The organism is Solidesulfovibrio sp. DCME (assembly GCF_049995385.1).
GTDB lineage: Bacteria > Desulfobacterota > Desulfovibrionia > Desulfovibrionales > Desulfovibrionaceae > Solidesulfovibrio.
Genome location: NZ_CP188261.1, coordinates 5,259,189 through 5,278,055, shown reverse-complemented (window position 1 = coordinate 5,278,055; position 18,867 = coordinate 5,259,189). Strand labels below are relative to the sequence as shown.

15 protein-coding genes are annotated in these 18,867 nt (G+C 70.4%); 9 read left to right on the top strand and 6 right to left on the bottom strand.

Annotated elements, in window-relative coordinates; all coding sequences use genetic code 11:
- Positions 1–84: 84 nt before the first annotated feature.
- The gene (locus tag ACP59X_RS23280; protein WP_428563158.1) at positions 85–2,937 is read left to right on the top strand and encodes an ATP-binding protein; all 2,853 of its coding nucleotides are present in this window, start codon (positions 85–87) and stop codon (positions 2,935–2,937) included.
- A gap of 82 nt (positions 2,938–3,019) precedes the next feature.
- Here ACP59X_RS23280 and ACP59X_RS23275 read toward each other — a convergent pair whose 3' ends face one another.
- Together ACP59X_RS23275 and ACP59X_RS23270 are read right to left on the bottom strand one after the other, a co-directional pair.
- Positions 3,020–3,349, bottom strand: a complete 330-nt coding sequence (locus tag ACP59X_RS23275; RefSeq protein WP_428563156.1) for an AzlD domain-containing protein — start codon at positions 3,347–3,349, stop codon at positions 3,020–3,022.
- Positions 3,325–4,044 carry an AzlC family ABC transporter permease gene (locus ACP59X_RS23270; RefSeq protein ID WP_428563154.1) on the bottom strand — a complete coding sequence of 240 codons (720 nt, stop codon included), beginning with the start codon at positions 4,042–4,044 and terminating at the stop codon, positions 3,325–3,327. Before ACP59X_RS23270 ends, ACP59X_RS23275 begins: the two co-directional genes overlap by 25 nt.
- Before the next feature lie 33 nt (positions 4,045–4,077).
- Here ACP59X_RS23270 and ACP59X_RS23265 point away from each other — a divergent pair, with 33 nt between their 5' ends.
- Positions 4,078–4,908, top strand: a complete 831-nt coding sequence (locus ACP59X_RS23265; RefSeq protein WP_428563152.1) for an alpha/beta hydrolase — start codon at positions 4,078–4,080, stop codon at positions 4,906–4,908.
- Here ACP59X_RS23265 and hflX read toward each other — a convergent pair.
- Positions 4,883–6,592, bottom strand: a complete 1,710-nt coding sequence (hflX, locus tag ACP59X_RS23260) for a GTPase HflX (protein ID WP_428563150.1) — start codon at positions 6,590–6,592, stop codon at positions 4,883–4,885. The genes ACP59X_RS23265 and hflX overlap by 26 nt on opposite strands.
- 127 nt (positions 6,593–6,719) lie before the next feature.
- A complete protein-coding gene (locus ACP59X_RS23255; protein WP_428563148.1) occupies positions 6,720–7,163 on the bottom strand; it encodes a hypothetical protein in 444 nt (147 codons plus the stop codon).
- A 184-nt stretch (positions 7,164–7,347) separates the two neighbouring features.
- Here ACP59X_RS23255 and ACP59X_RS23250 point away from each other — a divergent pair, with 184 nt between their 5' ends.
- The 6 genes from ACP59X_RS23250 to ACP59X_RS23225 all read left to right on the top strand — a co-directional run bounded on the left by ACP59X_RS23250 (position 7,348) and on the right by ACP59X_RS23225 (position 14,339).
- Positions 7,348–8,490: a PP2C family protein-serine/threonine phosphatase gene (locus ACP59X_RS23250; RefSeq protein WP_428563146.1), complete on the top strand. Its 1,143-nt coding sequence runs from the start codon at positions 7,348–7,350 to the stop codon at positions 8,488–8,490.
- A 5-nt stretch (positions 8,491–8,495) separates the two neighbouring features.
- Positions 8,496–9,272, top strand: a complete 777-nt coding sequence (locus ACP59X_RS23245) for an ATP-binding protein (protein ID WP_428563144.1) — start codon at positions 8,496–8,498, stop codon at positions 9,270–9,272.
- A 122-nt stretch (positions 9,273–9,394) separates the two neighbouring features.
- Positions 9,395–10,591, top strand: coding sequence for an STAS domain-containing protein (locus ACP59X_RS23240; protein WP_428563142.1), 1,197 nt, complete (start codon positions 9,395–9,397; stop codon positions 10,589–10,591).
- A gap of 15 nt (positions 10,592–10,606) precedes the next feature.
- The gene (locus tag ACP59X_RS23235; protein ID WP_428563140.1) at positions 10,607–12,694 is read left to right on the top strand and encodes a chemotaxis protein CheA; all 2,088 of its coding nucleotides are present in this window, start codon (positions 10,607–10,609) and stop codon (positions 12,692–12,694) included.
- A 101-nt stretch (positions 12,695–12,795) separates the two neighbouring features.
- Positions 12,796–13,245: a Fur family transcriptional regulator gene (locus tag ACP59X_RS23230; protein ID WP_428563138.1), complete on the top strand. Its 450-nt coding sequence runs from the start codon at positions 12,796–12,798 to the stop codon at positions 13,243–13,245.
- Positions 13,246–13,361: 116 nt separating this feature from the next.
- A complete protein-coding gene (locus ACP59X_RS23225) occupies positions 13,362–14,339 on the top strand; it encodes an ion channel (RefSeq protein WP_428563136.1) in 978 nt (325 codons plus the stop codon).
- 58 nt (positions 14,340–14,397) lie between these two features.
- On the opposite strand, the gene ACP59X_RS23220 is transcribed toward ACP59X_RS23225, so the two are convergent.
- Positions 14,398–14,910 carry a hypothetical protein gene (locus ACP59X_RS23220; protein ID WP_428563134.1) on the bottom strand — a complete coding sequence of 171 codons (513 nt, stop codon included), beginning with the start codon at positions 14,908–14,910 and terminating at the stop codon, positions 14,398–14,400.
- On the opposite strand from ACP59X_RS23220, the gene ACP59X_RS23215 reads away from it, so the two are divergent.
- Complete coding sequence (locus ACP59X_RS23215) at positions 14,882–16,795, top strand: glycosyltransferase family 39 protein (RefSeq protein WP_428563132.1); 1,914 nt, start codon at positions 14,882–14,884, stop codon at positions 16,793–16,795. The two genes, ACP59X_RS23220 and ACP59X_RS23215, sit on opposite strands and share 29 nt — an antisense overlap.
- Before the next feature lie 156 nt (positions 16,796–16,951).
- On the opposite strand, the gene ACP59X_RS23210 is transcribed toward ACP59X_RS23215, so the two are convergent.
- Entirely contained in the window at positions 16,952–18,757 is a 1,806-nt protein-coding gene (locus ACP59X_RS23210; RefSeq protein ID WP_428563130.1) for a SulP family inorganic anion transporter, read from the bottom strand.
- Positions 18,758–18,867 lie beyond the last annotated feature (110 nt).

Below are 18,867 nucleotides of genomic sequence, written 5' to 3'. Positions count from 1 at the left end.
AAAAAACTGAAACGGCCTGGCCGCGACTGCCGCGTCGCGAGGCGGGCGCGACATTGCACGCCCGTGCGAGGCGAAGTAGTGGACATGCCCATGCGCGCGACCTCCCTGCGGGTCAAAATCAATATCGCCATTTTGGTGGCCTTTTTGGCCGCGGCTGTGGCCTTTGGCGCCATCCTGTCCTTTTACATGGACAGCCGCCAGGCCGCCGCCCAGAACCGGACCCGCGCCCTGCTCGGCGCCCTGGCCGCCCACCGGCTCGATACCCTGGGGCCGCTGCTGGACAGGCCCCAGGAACAGGCCCGGGTCCAGGACACCCTCCACCGCCTGGTCCGGGTGGACGGCGTGACCGAGGCCAGCCTGTTCGGGGCCGACGGCCGGCTCCTGGCCCAGGCCGGCCCTGGCCGGGCCGCGCCCCTGGCCGGCGAGGACAGCCAGCCGGGGATGCCCGAACGGCGGGTGTTCACCGTGTCCGCCGGGGAGGACGGCAAGCTTTCCGCCTCCCTGGTCGAACCCGTCTCCGATGACGGCGGCATCCGCGGCTATCTGCGGCTGCGCTACTCCCTGCGGGACATAAGCGCTCTCAACCAGCAGATATGGCTGGTTTTCGGCCTGGCCGTGGCCGGGGCCTACCTGCTGCTGGCGGCCTCGCTCAACGTCATGCTCCACCGCTTCGTGCTTTCCCCGGTGGAAACCCTGCGCCAGGGGCTTGCGGCCGTGGAGGCGGGCCGGCTCGGCCATGCCCTGCCGGTCACCTCCCGTGACGCCCTGGGCCGCCTGGCCATGGCCTTCAACGCCATGTCGGCCAGGCTCAAGGAGACGAGCGACGACCTGGCCCGCAGCCGGGCCGAGATCGAGGACAACGGGCGGCTGCTCGCCCGCCGGGTGGAGGAGCGCACCGAGGAACTGGCCCGGGCCAACGAGCGCCTCACGGCCGAGGTCGAGGCCCGCCGGGCGGCCGAGGCCCGCCTGGAACATTCCCTGGCCCTGTACCGGGCCATCCTCGAATCCAAGACCGAGGGCGTGTTGTGCCTAACCAGCGCCCAGCCCAGGGATATCTTGGCCGTCAACAACCGGTTTCTCGAGCTGTGGGAGCTGCCCGGGGACTGGATCCGCGAGGAGCGGGAGCGGCGGCTGGACATGGTGCTGGCCAAGGTGACCGATGCCGTGGCCGTCCGGGCGGCCTACGACGCGCTCATGGACGATCCGTGGCGCCAGGACGTGGCCGTGCTGGCGCTGCGCGACGGCCGGTTCCTGGAGCGCCGCAGCGCCCCCATCGTCGAGGCCGGGGCGGCCATCGGCCGGGCCTTTTCCTACGTGGACGTCACCGAGGAGCGCAGACGCCAGGCCTGTGCCGAGCGCGACCGGGACCGGGCCGAGGACGCAAGCAAGGCCAAGGGCGCCTTCCTGGCCGTCATGAGCCACGAGATCCGCACACCGCTTAACGTGGTCCTCGGGCTGACCGAGGAACTGCTGGCCGGGCCGGCCTCGCCCCGGCAGCGCGACCATTTGCGCACGATCCAGGAATCCGCCGCCCACCTGCTGGGCCTGCTCAACGACGTGCTCGATTTTTCCAAGATCGAGGCCGGCAAGCTCATCCTCGAACGCGGCGACGTGGACTTGCGCCGCCTGCTCGACGGCGTGGCTGCGGTCTTCGCTCACCAGGCCCAGGGCAAGGGCCTGGCCTTCGCCGCCACGGTCGACCCGGCCGTGCCGCAACATCTGCGCGGGGACGCCGGCCGACTGCGCCAGGTGCTGGTCAACCTGGTGGCCAATGCCGTCAAGTTCACCGAGGTCGGGGGCGTGCGCGTCTCCGTCGGCCTGGCCGAGCCGCTGGCCGGCCCGGACGGCGAGGCGGAACTGGCCATCCGGGTCAGCGATACCGGCATCGGCATGGACGAGGAGCGCCAGGCCCGGCTTTTCGAGGTCTTCGAGCAGGGGCCGGGGCATGTCGCCCGGCGCTATGGCGGCACGGGGCTGGGGCTGGCCATCGTCAAGGGCATCGTCGCCCGCATGGGCGGGCACATCGCGGTGCAAAGCCGCCCGGGCGAGGGCAGCGTGTTCACGGTCCTGCTGCGCCTGCCCCAGGCGGCCGGCGGGGAGCCCGACGTGTCGGCCGCCTCGGCCGAAGCCCCTTCGCGCCGCCTGCGCATCCTGCTCGTGGAGGACAACGCCCTCAATGCCGCCGTGACCCGGTTGCACATGGAGCGCATGGGCCACGAACTGACCGTGGCCGGCTCGGCCCGGGAAGCCTACGACATCCTGTCCCGGGAACGCTTCGACGCAGTGCTCATGGACATCGAGATGCCCGAGATCGACGGGCTGACCGCCACCCGGGTCATCCGGGCCGGGGGGGAGGCCGAAAGCCCCGTCCTGGACCGTCACGTGCCCATCATCGCGGTCACGGCCCACGCCTTGGAGGACCTGCGCCAGGAATGCCTGGAGGCCGGCATGACCGGGTTTGTGGCCAAGCCGGTCAACTTCGCCACGCTGCGACGGATTCTGGAGCAGACCGGCGGGCGGCCCGAACCCGAGGCCGGCCCGGACGGGGCGGCGCGGCCGGCGCCGGCCGCGGATGCCAGCCTGTTCGACCCGGAGGCGGCCAGGCAGGCCATGGGCATCAGCCGGGAACAGTACCTGGAACTGGCCCGGGTGAGCTTTGCCGAGGCGGGCCGTCGCCTGACCGAGGCCGAGACGGCCATGGACGCCGGGGATACGCCAAGGGCCGCCATCGCCGCCCACACGGTCAAGGGGGCGGCGGCGACGCTCGGCGCTTATTCCTGTCGGGACCTGGCCGGCGAACTGGACAAGGCCCTGCGCGCGGGCGACCTGGCGGCGGCCGGCCGGACCCGGGCGGCCCTGCGGGCCCAATGGGAGAAGGTCGCGGCGGTCTTTGGCCAATGGTACCCGCCCCAAACGACCGAGAGCCGTATTCCCTGAGAATGGCCTGATTTTTCAAGCTAAAGAGGGATGCTGCGGGGGCGTCTTCGAAAACGCCGCCCGTGGCTTCGCGGACGCCGCCCTAGCCTCCGGTCAGCCAGCGCCCGGCGGCGACCAGGGCCATGCCCAGGGCCACGGGGCCGAAAAAGCCCCGGCTGCGCAGGGCCAGGCCAAAAGCGGCCAGCCCGGCCCACAACACGAGGTTGCCCGGGCCCAGGGACCACGCCCCGTCGGGGCAAAACAAAGCCGGCGCCACCAGGGCGGCCAGCACCGCCGCCGGCACGTGGGCCAGAAAACGCCTGGCCCCCTCGGGCAGGCTGCGGCCGGCCAGAAACAGCAGCGGCCCCGAACGCGTGGCGTAGGTGACCGCGGCCATGGCGCAGATGGTCAGAAACGTTTCCGGGCCGTCCATGTTTCCACTCCCATGCCGCAGGCGGCGCCGCCAAGCCCGGCGGCCAGGGTGCCCAGGCCCGAGGCCCCGGCACTTTTGGCCAGCAGCGAAAAGGCCGCCCCGGCCACGGCCGCCGCGACCTGGGACCGGGACTTGAGTTGGCCGGCCAGAAGGGCCAGAAACATCCCCGGCAGGGCGAAATCCAGGGCCAGGGTCCGGCCGTCGCCCAGGGCGTCGCCGGCCAGGATCCCCAGGGCCGTGCCCGCCAGCCACGAGGCCTGGGCCAGGACGTTGATGGACAGGGTCAGGGCCTTGTCGCGGTCGCCCTTGCCGAAGCGGGCGGCGTGCAGGGCGAAGGACTCGTCGGTCAGCTCGGCGGCGAAGGCGGCCAGCTCCCCCTTGCGCCAGCCGGAAAGAAACGGGGCCATGGCCGCCGAGAACAGCACATGGCGCAGGTTGACGACAAAGGTCGTGGCCACGATGGACACGGCCGAGGCCTCGGCCGCGAAAAAGCCCACGGCCACGAGCTGGGCCGAGCCGGCGTAGACCAGCAGCGACATGGCCAGGACGTTGAGCGCGCCGAGTCCGGCCTTGCCGGCCAGTACGCCGTAGGCCATGCCCACGGGGACATAGCCCATGGCGATGGGCGCCACCCGGGCCAGGGCCTCGCGCCAGACGGCGCGCCCGGCCGCAACCATCACCGGAGCGGATGACATAGCCGCCTCGCAACCATGAACAGAACACTCCTCATGAAAATTGTCGTCATCCTCGGCCTGGCCTTGGGCCTGGCCTACTGCGGCTACCTGGCCATGCTCTACCTGGGCCAGGACTCCATGGTCTTCCCGGGGCGGGCCGTGGACCCGGCCCGGCAGGCGGAGATCCGCCGCTACTACCCGCACCTGGAGGATTTCACCGTCACCGCCGCCGACGGCGTGACGCTTCGGGGCTACTACCTGCCCCGAACCCTGGACGGCAAGCCCGCGCCGGCGGTGCTGTACTTTTGCGGCAACGCCGAGGAACAGACCGGGTTTTTCCTGTGGTCGCCCAACGAACTGCGGCCCTACGGCGTGGCCGGCCTGGATTACCGGGGCTACGGCCAGTCCGGGGGCAAGGCCTCGGAAGCGGCGCTGCGGGCCGACGCCCTGGCCGCCTACGACGCCCTGGCCGCGAAACTCGGCCCCGGCGGGCGCATCCTGGTCATGGGCCGCAGCCTCGGCACGGCCCTGGCCGCCTACGTCGCGGCCCGGCGCCCCGTGGCCGGCATCATCCTGGTGACCCCCTTCGAATCCCTGGCCGGGGTGGGCCAGGACAGCCACCCGTTCGTGCCGGTGCGCCTGCTGCTCAAAGCCCCCTTCGACGTGGTGCCGGACGCGGGCCGGGTCACGGCGCCGGCGCTGTTCCTCGTCGCCGGGGCCGACACCTACGTGCCGCCCCGCCACGCCGAGCGCCTGGCCGCGGCCTGGACCGGCCCCAAGGAGGTGCGGGTCATCGACGGCACCGGCCACAACAACATCGTGGACGCGCCGGAATACTGGAACTATGTCAAGGAGTTCGTCAAGGCCCGCTTGGCGGGGCCATAGCCGGGTCGCCGTCGTCGCCGGCGGTTTCGGCCGCCTCGGGTTTCGTGGCCGCCTCGGGTTCCTCGGGCTCCTTGAGTGCCTCGGGCACCTCGGATTCCTCGGGGACACCGGCCAGGGCCGGGCCATGGTCCACCACGCCCGGCCCCGGGCGCACCCGGTCGAGGATGGCCGCGGCCAGGGCGTCCAGGCCTTCCCGGGTGCGGGCCGACAGGGGGATGGCCTCGGGGAAGGCGTTGCGCAGGGGGCCGCGTTCCGTCTCGGGCACGGCGTCCCACTTGTTGAGCACGAACAGCCGGGGGATGTCGCCCAGGCCCATCTCGCGCAAAATGTCGGCCACGGCCGCCGCCTGGCCCTCGACCTCGGGGTGGGAGGCGTCGGCCACGGCCACCAGCAGGTCGGCCGCCTCCAGCTCCTCCAGGGTGGCCCGGAAGGCCTCCTTGAGTTCCTTGGGCAGTTCGCGGATGAACCCCACGGTGTCCGTGAGGATGATCTCCCGGTCGCTGGGGAAGCGCAGCCGGCGGCTGGTCGGGTCCAGGGTGGCGAACAGCCGGTTCTCGGCCAGCACGGCGCTGCCGGTCAGGGTGTTTAACAGCGTGGATTTGCCGGCGTTGGTGTAGCCGACCAGCGACACCACCGGCAGCCCGGCCCGGGCCCGGCCGGCCCGGGCGGCGGCCCGGCGCTTGCGCAGTTCCTTGAGCTCGTCCTTGATGCGGCCGATGCGTTCGCGGATGCGCCGGCGGTCCACCTCGAGCTTGGTTTCGCCCGGCCCCCGGCCGCCGATGCCGCCCATAAGGCGCGACATGGCCCGGTCCTGGCGCACCAGGCGCGGCTGGAGGTATTTGAGCTGCGCCATCTCCACCTGCAGCTTGCCGCCGCGCGAAGCGGCGTGCTGGGCGAAGATGTCGAGGATGAGCTGGGTGCGGTCGATGACCCGCAACTGGGTGACCTCGGTCAGGTTGCGGATCTGCGACGGCGAGAGCTCGCCGTCGAAAACCAGCAGCGAAGCCCCGGCCCGCAACGCCGCCACCTCGATTTCGGCCAGCTTGCCCTTGCCCAGGATGAATTTCGCATTGACCGTGGCCACCCGCTGGACCACGGATGCGGCCACGTCCAGGCCGGCCGTGTCGGCCAGGGCGGCCAGCTCGGCCAGGGCGGCCTCCTGCACGGCCCGGGGCGCGCTGGAAACGCTCACCAGCACGGCCTTTTCCCGGCCGGATGCGGCCGTGCCCGGCGCGGCCAGCGTCCCGCCCTCCCGGGCCAGCTCGGCTTCCAGGGCCTCGGCCAGGGCGGTGAAGTCCTCCTCCACCCTGTCGAAGGGCCGGGGCGGCAGGAGGTCGTAGGGCGCGTCGCCGGCCCCCGGCGGCAGCAGCACGGCGGCATGGAGCGTCACGGGCTGGGCCTGGTTGTCCACGGTCAGGGCGGCCACGCTGTCCAGGCGCAAAAACAGCATGTCCGTCAGGTCTTCCTCGGTCAGCCCCTCGGCCGTCAGGTGGGTGTGCAGCAGGCGCAGGCCCCGAAGCCGCCCGGTGCCCAGGCGGGCGCGCTCCAGCTCGGGGATGAGGATGCCCTTGGGCGTGCCGACCAGGATCAGGGACGGCCGGCCCTTGCGGTCGATGAGCAGCCCGACCTGGCGGCCGATGCCGTAGGCGATGGCGGCCAGTTCGCGGGCCTGGTCCGGGGTCATGGCCCCCTTGGGCGGGTAGCGCCGGGTGCCCAGGCGCTCCAGGGCCTTTACTTGGCTGGGCTTGAGCCCGACGGTGTTGCCTTGAACCTTGGCGGAAATGGTTTTTCTCCCTGGGGCTGGCGGCGGCTCAGACGATGGTGGCGTTGCCGTCGCGCAGCTTGCCGATCAGGAAGCCGATGGCGATGCCGAGGATGCAGCTGCCGATACAGCTGACACCGAAGATGGCCACCAGGTCGTTGACGTTGCCGATGATCTTGCGGCCGAACAGAATGTGGTAGAAGCCGTAGCAGATCCAGATGACCATGCCGGCGTGGAAGCCGAAGAACAGGCCGTCCATCATCCGGTCGTGGATCTCCACCGACTCGATGTACTTGTAGCAGATGATCTGGGTGATCACGCCAAAGAGCGTAATCGAGCCGAACGACGCCAGCAGCTGGATGAAAATGACCACCACCGTGGCGTGCCAGGGATCGCCCTTGCGCAGGGAGACGATGACTCCGGGCAGCAGGCTCGTGAACCAAATGCCGAGGACCAGGAGTTCCTGGTAGCGTTTTTTAAGCAGATCCAACATGTTTTCCGTCACGTGTCCCATGTTCGCCCCGGGCCGGCCAGGCAGGGCGCGCCAAGAAAAATCATGGCCGGCCGCGTTGTCAAGCGCCCCGGAAAACGTCATACTGGCAGGCAGGCTTGATTGCAACGCGTTTCCCCAACCACGGCGCGCCGTTTTCCCGGCCGCGAAGCGATCCGGAAGAGGCATGGAACACACCGTCATGGGGAGCCAGGCCGGCCCACCCCGCATCCTCATCGTCGACGACGAGGCGATCAACGTCGAGACGCTGGCCTGGATGCTCAAGGAGGCCGGGTTCGAGCCCCTCAAGGCCCAGTCCGGGCCGGGGGGGCGGGAACTCGCCGCCCGGGAGCAGCCCGACCTCATCATCCTCGACATCATGATGCCCGGGGAAACGGGCTTCGACACCTGCGCCAAGCTCACCCGCGACCCGGCCACGGCGGACATCCCCATCATCTTCATTTCCGGCCTCGACGACGTGGACAACAAGGTCAAGGGCCTGCGCATGGGGGCCGTGGACTACGTGACCAAGCCCTTCGCCCGGGAGGAGGTCATCGCCCGGGTCAAGATCCACATCCGCCTGCGCCGGGGCATGCGGGCGCTTTTGGACGAGCAGGCCGCCAAGCTGGCCCAGATCCGCGACGCCCAGCAGTCCATCCTCGTCGCGCCCGAGGACCTGCCCGAGGCCCGCTTCGCCGTGCGCTACCTGCCGGTGCTCGAGGCCGGCGGCGATTTCTACGACGTCTTCCCCTGGTCCGACACGGTCATGGGCTATCTGGTGGCCGACATCTCGGGCCACGACCTGGGGGCGTCCTTCGTGACCTCGTCGCTCAAGGCGCTGTTGCGCCAGAACATCGGCCCGCTTTTCACGCCGGTGGAGACGCTCAAAAACATCAACCGCGTGCTGGGCTCGTTGCTGCGCGACGGCAAGCACCTGACCGCGATCCTGGCCTGCGTCAATCGCCGGCGCGGCCGCCTGACCCTGGTCAGTGGCGGCCATCCGCCCCCGGTCCTGGTCTCCGCGGCCGGCGAGGCCTCGGTGCTGGCCACGGAGGGCGATGTGCTCGGGGTGTTTCCGGTGGTGCAGTTCGGCAGCCTGGAGTTCCCCGTTTCCCCGGGTGACCGCCTGTTCCTGTACACGGACGGCCTCATCGAGCGGTTCGGGCCCCGGGCCGTGGGCCGCGAGAAGGGCTTGACGGCCCTGGTCGGCCATTGCCGGCGGGCGGCGGGGCTGCCTTTGGCGGCGGCTGTCACGGCCGTGGCCGAGGCCATGGCCGCCGACGGCGAGGCCCCTCAGGACGACATGGTACTCATGGGCATCGAGGTGTGACGGCCATGTTCGAAATCCAGTCGTTTCCCGGCGGCCTGGGCCTGCGTTTCTCGGCGACCTTGGCGTTGCTCGACCGGGCCGTGGCCGAAGCCGTGGGCTTCATCCAGGCCCAAAACGCCAGTGGCAGCCTCTTCGACGTGAAACTGCTCCTGCGGGAGGCGCTTTTAAACGCCGTGCTCCACGGCAACCGCGGCGACCCCCTGCTCGAGGTCGGCCTCGAGGTCCGCACGGCCGCAGGCCGGGTGACCATGATCGTCACCGACCAGGGGCCGGGTTTCGATTGGCGCTCGGGGCTGTCCAACCTCGCCCCGCCCGAGGCCACCAGCGGCCGGGGCCTGACCATCCTGACCCTTTACGCCGACGACGTGCGCTACAACGCCGCCGGCAACCAGGTGACCCTGACCAAGGCCGTGGCCGGATTGCGCGGCCCGGCCAGCCCTGCCGGCGACGCCGTCGCCGCTACACGGAGCACGCCCATGCACGACATTCGCACCGAGGACGGACAGACCGTCCTGTGCCCGGCCGGAGACATCGTGGCCTCGATTGCCGACGAACTCCGGGGACGCATCAAGGAAATCCTCCAGGCCGCGGACGGGCCGCTGGTCATCGACCTGTCCCGGGTGGAGCTCATCGACTCCGTGGGCATCGGCCTTTTGATCGCCGTGCACAACACCCTGGGCAAAAAAGGCGGCCGGCTGGCCCTGCGCCACGTCAACGCCGACCTGGCGGCGCTACTACGCACCATGCGCCTGGACAAGCACTTCCAGGTCCAGACCGCCTAGGAGGCCGGGGCGGTGCAAGCCCTGTCGGCGTTTTTCACCCCTGCCGCGGCCGGCCCGAACCCGGGGCGCCGTGGCCTGGAAACCGGCCCCCCAACGGGGATGGCCGGTGGGAGTCGCAGCCCATGGATATGATGGACGACGAAATCATGACCATGTTCGTGGAGGATACCCGCGAGCATCTGGCCAACATCGAATCGGCGCTCATGGACATGGAGCGCGACGGCGCGGACATCGACGAGGAACTCGTCAACAAGGTCTTCCGGGCCGCCCATTCCATCAAGGGCGGGGCCGGCTTCCTCAACCTCGGCAATGTCCGCGACCTGGCCCACAAGCTCGAAAACCTGCTGCACATGGTGCGTGGCCGGGAGGTCGTGCCCGACACCCGGGTCATCAACCAGCTGCTGGCCGGCTTCGACCGCCTGCTCTCCCTGGTGGAGATGGGCGCGGCCAGCGACGGCGAGGACATCGCCGGCATGCTCGCCGACCTGTCGGGGCTCACGGCCGAACACCTCGCCCCGGAACAGCGGGCCATGGCCGCCGCCGCCTTTCCCGTCGCCCTGCCCGGCGGCGAGGTCATCTTCACCGAGGACGCGCTCAGCGTGCGCCAGGGGGTTGCCGGCGGCAAGAACCTCTACCTTGTGGAATACGACCTCATCCACGACGTCCAGGCCAGGGGCAAGACGCCGCTGGATGTCATCACCACCATGGAATCGAGCGGGCTCATCCTCGATTGCCGCATGGAACTGGCGGCCGTGGGCGACCTCGACGCCCCGCCCGTCAACCGCATCCCCTTTTACGTGCTTTTTGCCTCCATCGTGGAGCCCGACATCGTGGGCTACCTCTTCGCCCTGGACCCGGGGCGCATTCACCCCGTGGACCTGTCCGGTCTCGAGGCCCCGGCCGCGGACACGGCCGCGGCCGTCCCGGACCAGGCCGCCGCCGCGCCCGCCACGGCCGCCACGTCGGTCGAGGCCTTTGGGGCGTATCAGCTGTGCCGGCAGGGCGGGTCGGCCAGCCTGCGCCTGGCCGATCCGGCCGGCGCGGCCGGCCCGGACGCCGCCGGCGCCCGCGAGGCGCTGCTGGCCGGCCTGGGCCACGGCGCGGCCGTGGCCCTGGACCTCGGCCGGGCGGCCCCGGCCGATCTGGCCCTGGCCCAGGTGCTGGTCTCGGCCGGCCGGACGTACGCCGCCCGCGGGCTGGGGCTGGCCCACAAGGACGGGCCGCCGTCGGCCCTGACCGAAATCGCCGCCCGGGCGGGACTGACCCCCGAGTCCCTGGCCGCCGTCGGCTTGGCGCCGGAACTTTTTTTCGCGCCCTAGGCGGGAGGTTTGTCGATGGTTGTCAACGATGAGATGCGCGCCCTTTTCCGGGAAGAGGTCATGGAAAACCTCGCCGAACTGGACGGCGCCCTGCTGGAGCTCGAGCGCAACCCCCTGGACACGGACGTGGTCGACCGGATCTTCCGGGCCGTGCACACGCTCAAGGGCGCTTGCGACATGTTCGGGCTCACGGCGGTGGTGCGCCTGGCCCACGACCTGGAATCGCTGTTCGACCAGGTGCGCACGGGCTGGCGGCGCGTGGGCAAGGACCTGCTCGACGCGGCCTTTGCCGCCAAGGACCGGTTCGCGGTGATGCTGGCCGACGGCGGCGAGGGCGCCCTCGAGGACCCCGCCCTGCGGGAGCGTCTCCAGGCCCTGCTGCGCAATGCCGACCTTCCGGCCGTGGCCGCCCCGGCCGAGGCCCCCCAGGCCGCCCCGGCCCCGGCCGAAACCCGGTCCTGGCGCATCCTCCTGGCCCCGTCCGATCCCGGCCATCTGGCCAAGGCCGACCCCTTGGCCCTTTGGGACGAACTGCGGGCCATGGGCGAGCTGGCCGTGCGCTGCGACCTCGCGGACGTGCCGGACCTGGCCGAACTGGTTCCCCAGGATTGCCGGCTGCGCTTCGAGGCGGTGCTGACCGCCGACACCGAGGCCGTGCCCGATGCCAACGCCCTGCGCGACGTCTTTTTCTTTTTGGAAAATCCGGGCGACGTGGTCATCGAGCCCTGGGAGGGCTCCCTTGGGCAACCGGCGGCACCGGCCGCCCCGGCGGTCGCCCCCGCCGCTGCGGCCTCGGTCGCCCCGCCCCCGCCGCCCCCCCCGGGTGCCCCGCCGGCGCCGCCCGTTCCCCGGGCCGCCGCCCCGGCCCCGGTTCCGTCCGCCGCCCCGGCGGCCCCGGCCGAGGGGCCGGGCGAAGCCAGGAAACCCCCGGCCGCCAAGAAGGAAGCCATGCAGAGCCTGCGCGTGGACGCGGGCAAGCTCGACGACCTGGTCAACCTCGTCGGCGAGCTGGTCATCGCCCAGGCCCGGCTCACCCAGCTGGCCTCGGGCCTGGCCCATCCGGCCCTGACCAGCGTGGCCGAGGAGATCGAACGGCTGTCCAACGAACTGCGCGACAATACGCTCGGCATCCGCATGCTGCCCATCGGCACGACCTTCAGCCGCTTCCGCCGGCTGGTGCGCGACCTGTCCTCGGAGATGCAGAAGTCCATTGAACTCGTGACCGAGGGCGGCGAGACCGAGCTCGACAAGACCGTCATCGAGCAGCTCAACGACCCGCTCGTGCATTTGCTGCGCAACAGCATCGACCACGGCATCGAGCCGCCGGCCGAGCGCCTGGCCGCCGGCAAGCCCGAGGCCGGCACCATCGTCCTGTCGGCCGAGCACGCCGGCGGCGAGGTGGTGCTGTCCATCATCGACGACGGCCGGGGCATGAACCCGGAACGCATCCGGGCCAAGGCCGAGGAAAAGGGGCTGATCCCCGCGGATGCGCGCCTCACCGAAAGCGAGATCTACAACCTGGTCTTTTTGCCCGGCTTTTCCACAGCCGAAAAAATCACCAACGTCTCGGGCCGGGGTGTGGGCATGGACGTGGTCAAGCGCAGCATGGACGCGCTGCGCGGCAAGATCGACATCCAAAGCGCCCCGGGCAGGGGCTCGCGCATCACCATCAAGCTGCCGCTGACGCTGGCCATCATCGACGGCCTGCAGATCAAGGCCGGCGAGGACCAGTACATCATTCCCCTGTCCCTGGTGGAGGAGTGCGTGGAACTGCCGCGCGAGGGCGAACAGGCCTCGGGCCGGGGCCGCACCATCCATCTGCGCGGGGAAATCGTGCCCTACATCCGGCTGCGCGAGGCCTTCGACCTGGCCGGCGACCCCCCGGCCATCGAACAGGTGGTGGTCACGCGCTTCGAGGGCGAACGGGCGGGCATCGCCGTGGATCAGGTCATGGGCCAGCAGCAGACCGTCATCAAGAGCCTGGGCAGCTACATCGGCTCGGTGGCCGGCATTTCCGGCGCCACCATCAACGGCGACGGCACCATGTCGCTCATTCTCGACGTGCCCACCCTGGTGGCCGCCGTCCGGCGGGCGGCGGCCTGACCGGCGGGAAAGGCCGCAGCAACCGGGCGCGGCGGCGGCCCGCATTGACCCGGTGTGGCCGGCCGGGTATTATGGAACACTCTTTTTGACGGGATGCGCCCATGACCAAAGATCCGAACGCCATTTTCTCCGATTTCGTCGCCCGCAAAAAACTCAAGATGACGCCGCAACGGCGCCGTATCCTTGAGGTGTTCCTGGCCGAGGAAGGGCATGTCACCTCCGAGGAGCTCTACCAGAAGGTCAAGCAGGAGTGCGACAGCATCGGCCAGGCCACGGTCTACCGCACCCTCAAGCTCCTGGCCGATTCCGGCCTGGCCAAGGCCGTGGAATTCGGCGACGGGGCCATGCGCTACGAAATCCTCTACGGCCAAAGCCACCACGATCACCTCATTTGCGAGGTCTGCGGGGTCAACGTCGAAGTGGTGGACCCGTCCATCGAGCGCCTCCAGGAAGAGGTGGCCCGCCGCCACGGCTTCCGCCTGACCGCCCACAAGCTCTACCTCTACGGCATCTGCCCGGACTGCCAGAAAAAGGCCGCCGGCCGCCTCTAGCGTCGCGCCCCGTAAAAAATACCGGTGTATTTTTTATGAAAGAAAATCCTTCCCGGGCATTGTCCGTGGACACGCACCACTCCCCTGCGACAACGCGCCACTAGGGCGGGCCGGGTATGGACCGCCTGCTTCTCCTGCCCTCGGCCAAGGCGCTCGACCGGCCCGTGGTGGCCGCCATCGTGGCCAACCGCCACAGTATCGCCCTGAGCCTGATCATTGTCGCGCACCTGCTCCTGGCCGGCCTGTCCCAGAGCCGGGCAACGCTTTTCATCCCCATGCTCCTGCTGGTCATGTATCTGGCCGGGTTTCTTCTTTTAAGCCAGCGCAACGTCTTTTCCCTGAGCATCCTCGGGGTGGGCGTGCTCGCCCTGGGCGCGACCGTGGGCAGCGTCTACAGCGAGACCAAGCCCGTGGTCGTTTTGGCCTTGTGCCTGCACAGCCTGTTCGATTTCCTGCTCATCCTCTTCATGCTGATCTGGCTGTTTCGCCAGCGCCGGATGCCGTTCGACAACATCATGGCCGGCGTCATCGTGCTGCTGTTCATGGCCGGCCTGTGGGCCCAACTTTTCGCCCTGGTCAACATCGCCACGCCGGGGGCGATGCGCGGCCCGGACGGGCCGCTGGGGTCGCACCCCTCCATCACGCTGTATTACTTCAGCGTCGTCACCCTCAGCACGGCCGGCTTCGGGGACGTGGTGCCGGTGTCGGACGTGGCCCGGCTGCTGGCCGCCTACGAGGCCATGGTCGGCCAGGTCTACCTGGCCGTGTTCATCGCCCTGCTCATGGGGCGCCATTTCGCCGCCCACGTCACCACCGCGCTCGGGCCGCCGCCCGGCCCCGGCACATCCCCCGGCGTCGGCTCGCCACCGAGCCCCGGCGCGCCACCCGCCCCGGGAACGCCTCACCCCTCGGGCACGCCACCCGGCCCCGGTTTGCCACCGAGCCCCGGCACGGCTCACTCCCCGGGCACGCCACCCGGCCCCGGTTTGCCACCTGGCCCCGGCTCGCCTCAGCCCTCGGAAACGCCCCAGGCTGTCCCGTCCGCTTCCCCCGGGCCGGCCATGGGCGGGCCGGCCGTGAAATCGGGTCCCTGAGGGGCGCGCCCCTTGGAGGCCGGCCGCTTCCCTGATACGGGAGAGCCGGCCACGCCGGTCATTTGTCGGCCAGGCCCAGGCACAGCCGCGACACCTGCACGGCCAGGCGGTCCTGGTCGCCGGGGGCGAAGGTCTCCTGCGGCGTGTGGTGGTTGTAGCGCGAAAAGGTCAGCGTGACCCGGCTCAAACCGGCCGGCGCGTCGAAATCGAAGGCGAAGTCCTGCCAGTCGGCCAGGCGGCGCGAGGCGGCGAGGGCCGCGACCTGGGCCAGCTCGTGCCCGTTGACCGAAACGGTGATCTCCTGGCCGGCCAGGGGATTGGAGACGCGAAAGGCCAGGCGCAGCCGGGCCGGGCCGGGCAGGCGCACGTCCATGCTGGCCGCCGGCCCCGTCAGCCAGCGGAAATCGATGCCGCCGGCCCGCTCCACCGCCCGCAGCCCCGTGGCGGGCACGGCCGGGGGATCGAGGGCCATCAGGTCCGCGGGCAGGGCGGTTTCGCCCGGGGCGGCCGGCTTGGAGCACGACAGGGATAGTACGACACAGATGAGTAGCAACAGTCGCATCGGCTTCACGCAGCATGTTCCTTTGTTGGTGGTGCTTGGCATCGGGGCGTGGCTGCGCCTGTACCGCCTGGATGCGCCGTCCATGTGGTGGGACGAGGCGCTGGTGCCGCTGATCGCCCGGTTTCCGGTCGGCTCCATCCTCGAGTGGCTGCGCACCATCGAGGTGCACCCGCCGCTTTTTTACCTGCTCATCAAGCCCGCCGCGGCCGTGAGCCAAACGGATTTCGCCTTGCGGCTGCTGTCCGCCCTGCCGGGCATCGCTTGCCTGTATTTCCTCTACCGCCTGGGCGAGGCGTTGTTCGACCCCCTGACCGGGCTTTGCGCGGCCGGGTTGCTGGCGGTCAACCCCTACGCCATCTGGCTGTCGCGCATCGTGCGGCCCTACAGCCTGTACCTGCTGCTCTACCTCGTCCTGTTGTGGGGCCTTGTCCGCTTTCGCGCCACCAGGTCCGCCCGGTACGCGCTGGCCGTTTTCGCGGCCACGCTGCTGTTGTACGGGACGCATTACATGATGGTCGTCCTGGCCCCGGCCGTCGGGCTGGCCGTGCTTATCCTGTCCTGGCCCGCCCTGCGGCCGTTCCTGCTGCTGGCCGCGGCGGATACGCTGTGTTTTTTGAGCATCCTGCCGTTTTTCGCCCTGACGTTCCGGTTGCCCCATTGGGTCGGCGCGGCGCCCCTTGGCGAAATCCTGGCCAACGCCGGCGGGAGCCTCCTCAAGCTGGCCTGGTTTTTCCCCGGCCCCCTGGCCCTGGCGACCCTGGCCTTGTGCGGCCTGGGTTTCGTTGTCGCCGCCCGGGGCCGGGGCCGGCTCGTCCTGGCCGGGCTGACCCTGTGCCTCGTCCCCGTGGCCATCGTCCTGGCCGGGCGGCTGGGCTGGACCGGGGAACCGCGCTATTTCCTCAATTTTTTCCCGGTCCTGCTGCTTGGGGCCGGTTGCGGCCTGGCCTGGCTGCTGGGGCGGCTGGGGCCGGTTGGCGCGCGGGCGGCCTGCCTGGGCCTGACCGTGGCGCTCTCGGCGGTCATTGTCAACAATGCCAAGGAGTTCTACGAGGAGCGTTCGCTGCTTGGCATGACCTGGATTCGCTACAAGACCGCGGCCGCGGCCATCCCGGACCTCATCAAGCCCGGTGAGGCCGTCATGGCCTCGGAAGACGGGCTTTTTAACGCCCTCGACTGGCATGTCGCCCGGCGGGGCCGGGGCAATCCCCTGCGGGCGACGGACGTGCGCCCCACCGACAGCGAGGTCATGACCAATTTCCTCTGGTTCGGCCCCATGGGCCACCTGGCCCAAACCAAGGAGGACCTGGCCAGGCGATTCCCCGGTCTGGTCGAGGTGGGCACGGTGGGGGGGCTCTCCTTCCTCAAGGCCGTGGTGCAGCGCACCCCGGTGCAGGTGGCCACGGCCGTGCCCTGGGAACGGACCTTTGCCGGGGCGGCCGATTTCCTCGGTGCCAGTTACGCGTTAACCGGCCTGGTGGTGAACCCCTACTGGGGCGAATCGGTCCAGGCCGCCCGGAACGACCGCCAGGGGAGCATCGAATTTTGCGTCGCCAACCGCTCCGGCCAGCCGCGCCCCCGCGTTTCCCTGGCCTGCCGCTACGGCAATGTCGGCGAGGGCAACGTCCTGCGCCTGCTGGTCGGCTATGACGACGGCCCCCTGGAGGAAGTCCTGTCCAGCCTCGGGCCGGACCGGCATGTCTACCGCAAGGTCGTGCTCGAGCCGCCCAGGGACTTCCGTCGGCTTCTCGTGCGGGTGGAGCTCACCTGCGCCCGGAAAACGGCCCAATATCCCGGGGGCAACCTGGCCAGCCTGCAACTGCGCGGCCTGCTCGTGGCCCTCGAGCCGCCGGGTGGCGAGGACCCGGGCTGCGGCGGGGTAACGGGCCGGCCGTAAGCCTCGGGCCGCAGGCGCGCCGGGCTGGGTCCGGCCCAGCCTTCCCGCGCCCCTGAGGGAACGCCAGGGCCACAGGCGCGCGGGGCGCGGGCCGGCCGCACCCCGGTGGCGCGGGGCCCATGCCCAAGGGCAGGCGGGATTGGCCGGGGCGGGGCCTTACACCGCCGCCTCCCCGCCCGGGCGCTTCGCGCACTCGGAAAAAACCCGCTCCCGGCAGCAGGCGCAGCGCTCGGGGTCGAGGCGCGACACGATGCCGGCGATGGCCGAAGCCTTGTCGCGAAAGACGTTTTGCGCCCCGATGCGGGCCAGGCAGCCGCCGCGCGTCAAAAGCTCCATCACCTCCCCCTTGAGCGAGCAGAAAAAGATCTCCCGCCCGGAAAGCCGCATGGACCCGGCCTCGTGGAAGAGCATGTGGCAGCCGCCGGCGTCGATGAAATTGATGCCCGAGCCGATGATGAGGATGTGGCACTGCTCGGGGCTGGCCGTGACGACGCGGTGGAGTTCCTCGGCGATGTGGTTGACCGCGCCGAAGAAGATCGAGCCGTCCAGGCGCAGGATCTTGAGCTGCGGGCACTCGCGCAGGGGCCGGCGCCGCACGTTGACCAGGGACCGGTGGGGCGAGTCCGGATCCGGGGCCAGGGTGATGAAGTGCGGGTGGCTGGTGCGGCGCAGGTACAGCAAAAGCGATAGCATCACCCCGGCGTAGAGGGCGAATTCCAGGCCGACGAACAGCGTGGCCAGAAACGTGGCGGCCAGGATGCCGGCCTCGGCCTTGTCCGTGCTGGCGATGTGGCGGATGGCCCGCAGGTTCACGAGGTTGGCCGCCACCAGCACGATCACCCCGGCCATGGCCGCGATGGGCAGATAGGCCGTCACCGGGGCGATGAGCAGCAGCACCATGGCCAGGAATACGGCCGAAAAGACCGCGGCCAGGGGCGTTTTCGCCCCGGCCTCGAAATTGACCCCGGTGCGGGTGAACGACCCCGACGAGGCGTAGCCGGAAAAAAAGCCGCCCAGGATGTTGGCCAGGCCCTGGCCGATGAATTCCTGGCTGTTGTCGATGCGCTGCTGGGAGCGCACGGCCACGGCCCGGGCGATGGACACGGCCTCGGCCAGGCCCAGCATGGCCACGGCCAGGGCACCCGGAAACAGCACCCGGAAGGTGTCCAGGTCGATGTCCGGCAAGGAGAAGGGCGGCAGGCTGGCCGGCAGCGCCCCGACCAGCCGGGCGGCGTGGGCCGCGCCGTCCAGGAAGTGGCAGACGATCCCCCCGCCGATCAGGGCCAAAAGCAGGGCCGGCAGCCGTGGCGACAGCCGCCGGAAAAGCAGGGCCAGGGCCAGGGTCGCGGCGGCGATGGCCGCCACGCGCGGGTTCACGGCCGGCAGCTGTTCAAAAAACGACAGCCAGGTGGCCAGGAAATCGCCGCCGCCCGGCAGGGTGACGCCGAAAAAGTGCCCCAACTGGCTGGTCAGGATGAGGATGGCCGCACCGGCCGTAAATCCCGTGACCACGGAGTGGGAAACGAAATTGACCAGCCCGCCGAGCCTGGCCAGTCCAAGGCCCAGCTGGGCCAGGCCGGTCAGCACCGTGAGCGCCAGCACCAGCCGGATGTATTCCGGCGAGCCGGGGACGGCCAACTGGCTGACCGTGGCGTAGACCACCAGGGATATGGCCGTGGTCGGGCCGGAGATGAGGTGGTGGGACGAGCCGAACAGCGCGGCCGCGACAACCGGGATCATGGCCGCGTACAGGCCGTAGACCGGCGGCAGGCCGGCGATGGCGGCAAAGGCCACGCCTTGGGGCAGCACGATGACCGCGCCCGTAAGCCCTGCCCAGAGGTCGGCCCGCAGCGTGCGGCGGTTGACCTGGGGCCACCAGGACAGAAACGGCAACAGGTGGGGCAGGGCGCTACGCAGGGCGTCGAAGCGGCCGGGCCGGCGGGGCAGGTCGCATTGTTCCATGGCGGTCTCCGGGCGGACGGGGCTTTGCGTGACGACAATACCCCCGCGCCGGGACGGGTCAAGCCGGGGCCTTCTTCGGTGCGCAATCGTCGCTGGCGTTCGGGCCGGGC

What these genes read in the sequence shown, in the direction of transcription:
- ACP59X_RS23275 (WP_428563156.1), bottom strand. Translation starts at nt 3,349, where the DNA reads ATGGACGGCCCGGAAACGTTTCTGACCATCTGCGCCATGGCCGCGGTC.
- ACP59X_RS23240 (WP_428563142.1), top strand. Translation starts at nt 9,395, where the DNA reads ATGGATATGATGGACGACGAAATCATGACCATGTTCGTGGAGGATACC.
- ACP59X_RS23255 (WP_428563148.1), bottom strand. Translation starts at nt 7,163, where the DNA reads ATGTTGGATCTGCTTAAAAAACGCTACCAGGAACTCCTGGTCCTCGGC.
- ACP59X_RS23235 (WP_428563140.1), top strand. Translation starts at nt 10,607, where the DNA reads ATGGTTGTCAACGATGAGATGCGCGCCCTTTTCCGGGAAGAGGTCATG.
- ACP59X_RS23250 (WP_428563146.1), top strand. Translation starts at nt 7,348, where the DNA reads ATGGAACACACCGTCATGGGGAGCCAGGCCGGCCCACCCCGCATCCTC.
- ACP59X_RS23245 (WP_428563144.1), top strand. Translation starts at nt 8,496, where the DNA reads ATGTTCGAAATCCAGTCGTTTCCCGGCGGCCTGGGCCTGCGTTTCTCG.
- ACP59X_RS23265 (WP_428563152.1), top strand. Translation starts at nt 4,078, where the DNA reads ATGAAAATTGTCGTCATCCTCGGCCTGGCCTTGGGCCTGGCCTACTGC.
- ACP59X_RS23230 (WP_428563138.1), top strand. Translation starts at nt 12,796, where the DNA reads ATGACCAAAGATCCGAACGCCATTTTCTCCGATTTCGTCGCCCGCAAA.
- ACP59X_RS23270 (WP_428563154.1), bottom strand. Translation starts at nt 4,044, where the DNA reads ATGTCATCCGCTCCGGTGATGGTTGCGGCCGGGCGCGCCGTCTGGCGC.
- ACP59X_RS23210 (WP_428563130.1), bottom strand. Translation starts at nt 18,757, where the DNA reads ATGGAACAATGCGACCTGCCCCGCCGGCCCGGCCGCTTCGACGCCCTG.
- ACP59X_RS23215 (WP_428563132.1), top strand. Translation starts at nt 14,882, where the DNA reads ATGAGTAGCAACAGTCGCATCGGCTTCACGCAGCATGTTCCTTTGTTG.
- hflX (WP_428563150.1), bottom strand. Translation starts at nt 6,592, where the DNA reads ATGACCCCGGACCAGGCCCGCGAACTGGCCGCCATCGCCTACGGCATC.
- ACP59X_RS23280 (WP_428563158.1), top strand. Translation starts at nt 85, where the DNA reads ATGCCCATGCGCGCGACCTCCCTGCGGGTCAAAATCAATATCGCCATT.
- ACP59X_RS23225 (WP_428563136.1), top strand. Translation starts at nt 13,362, where the DNA reads ATGGACCGCCTGCTTCTCCTGCCCTCGGCCAAGGCGCTCGACCGGCCC.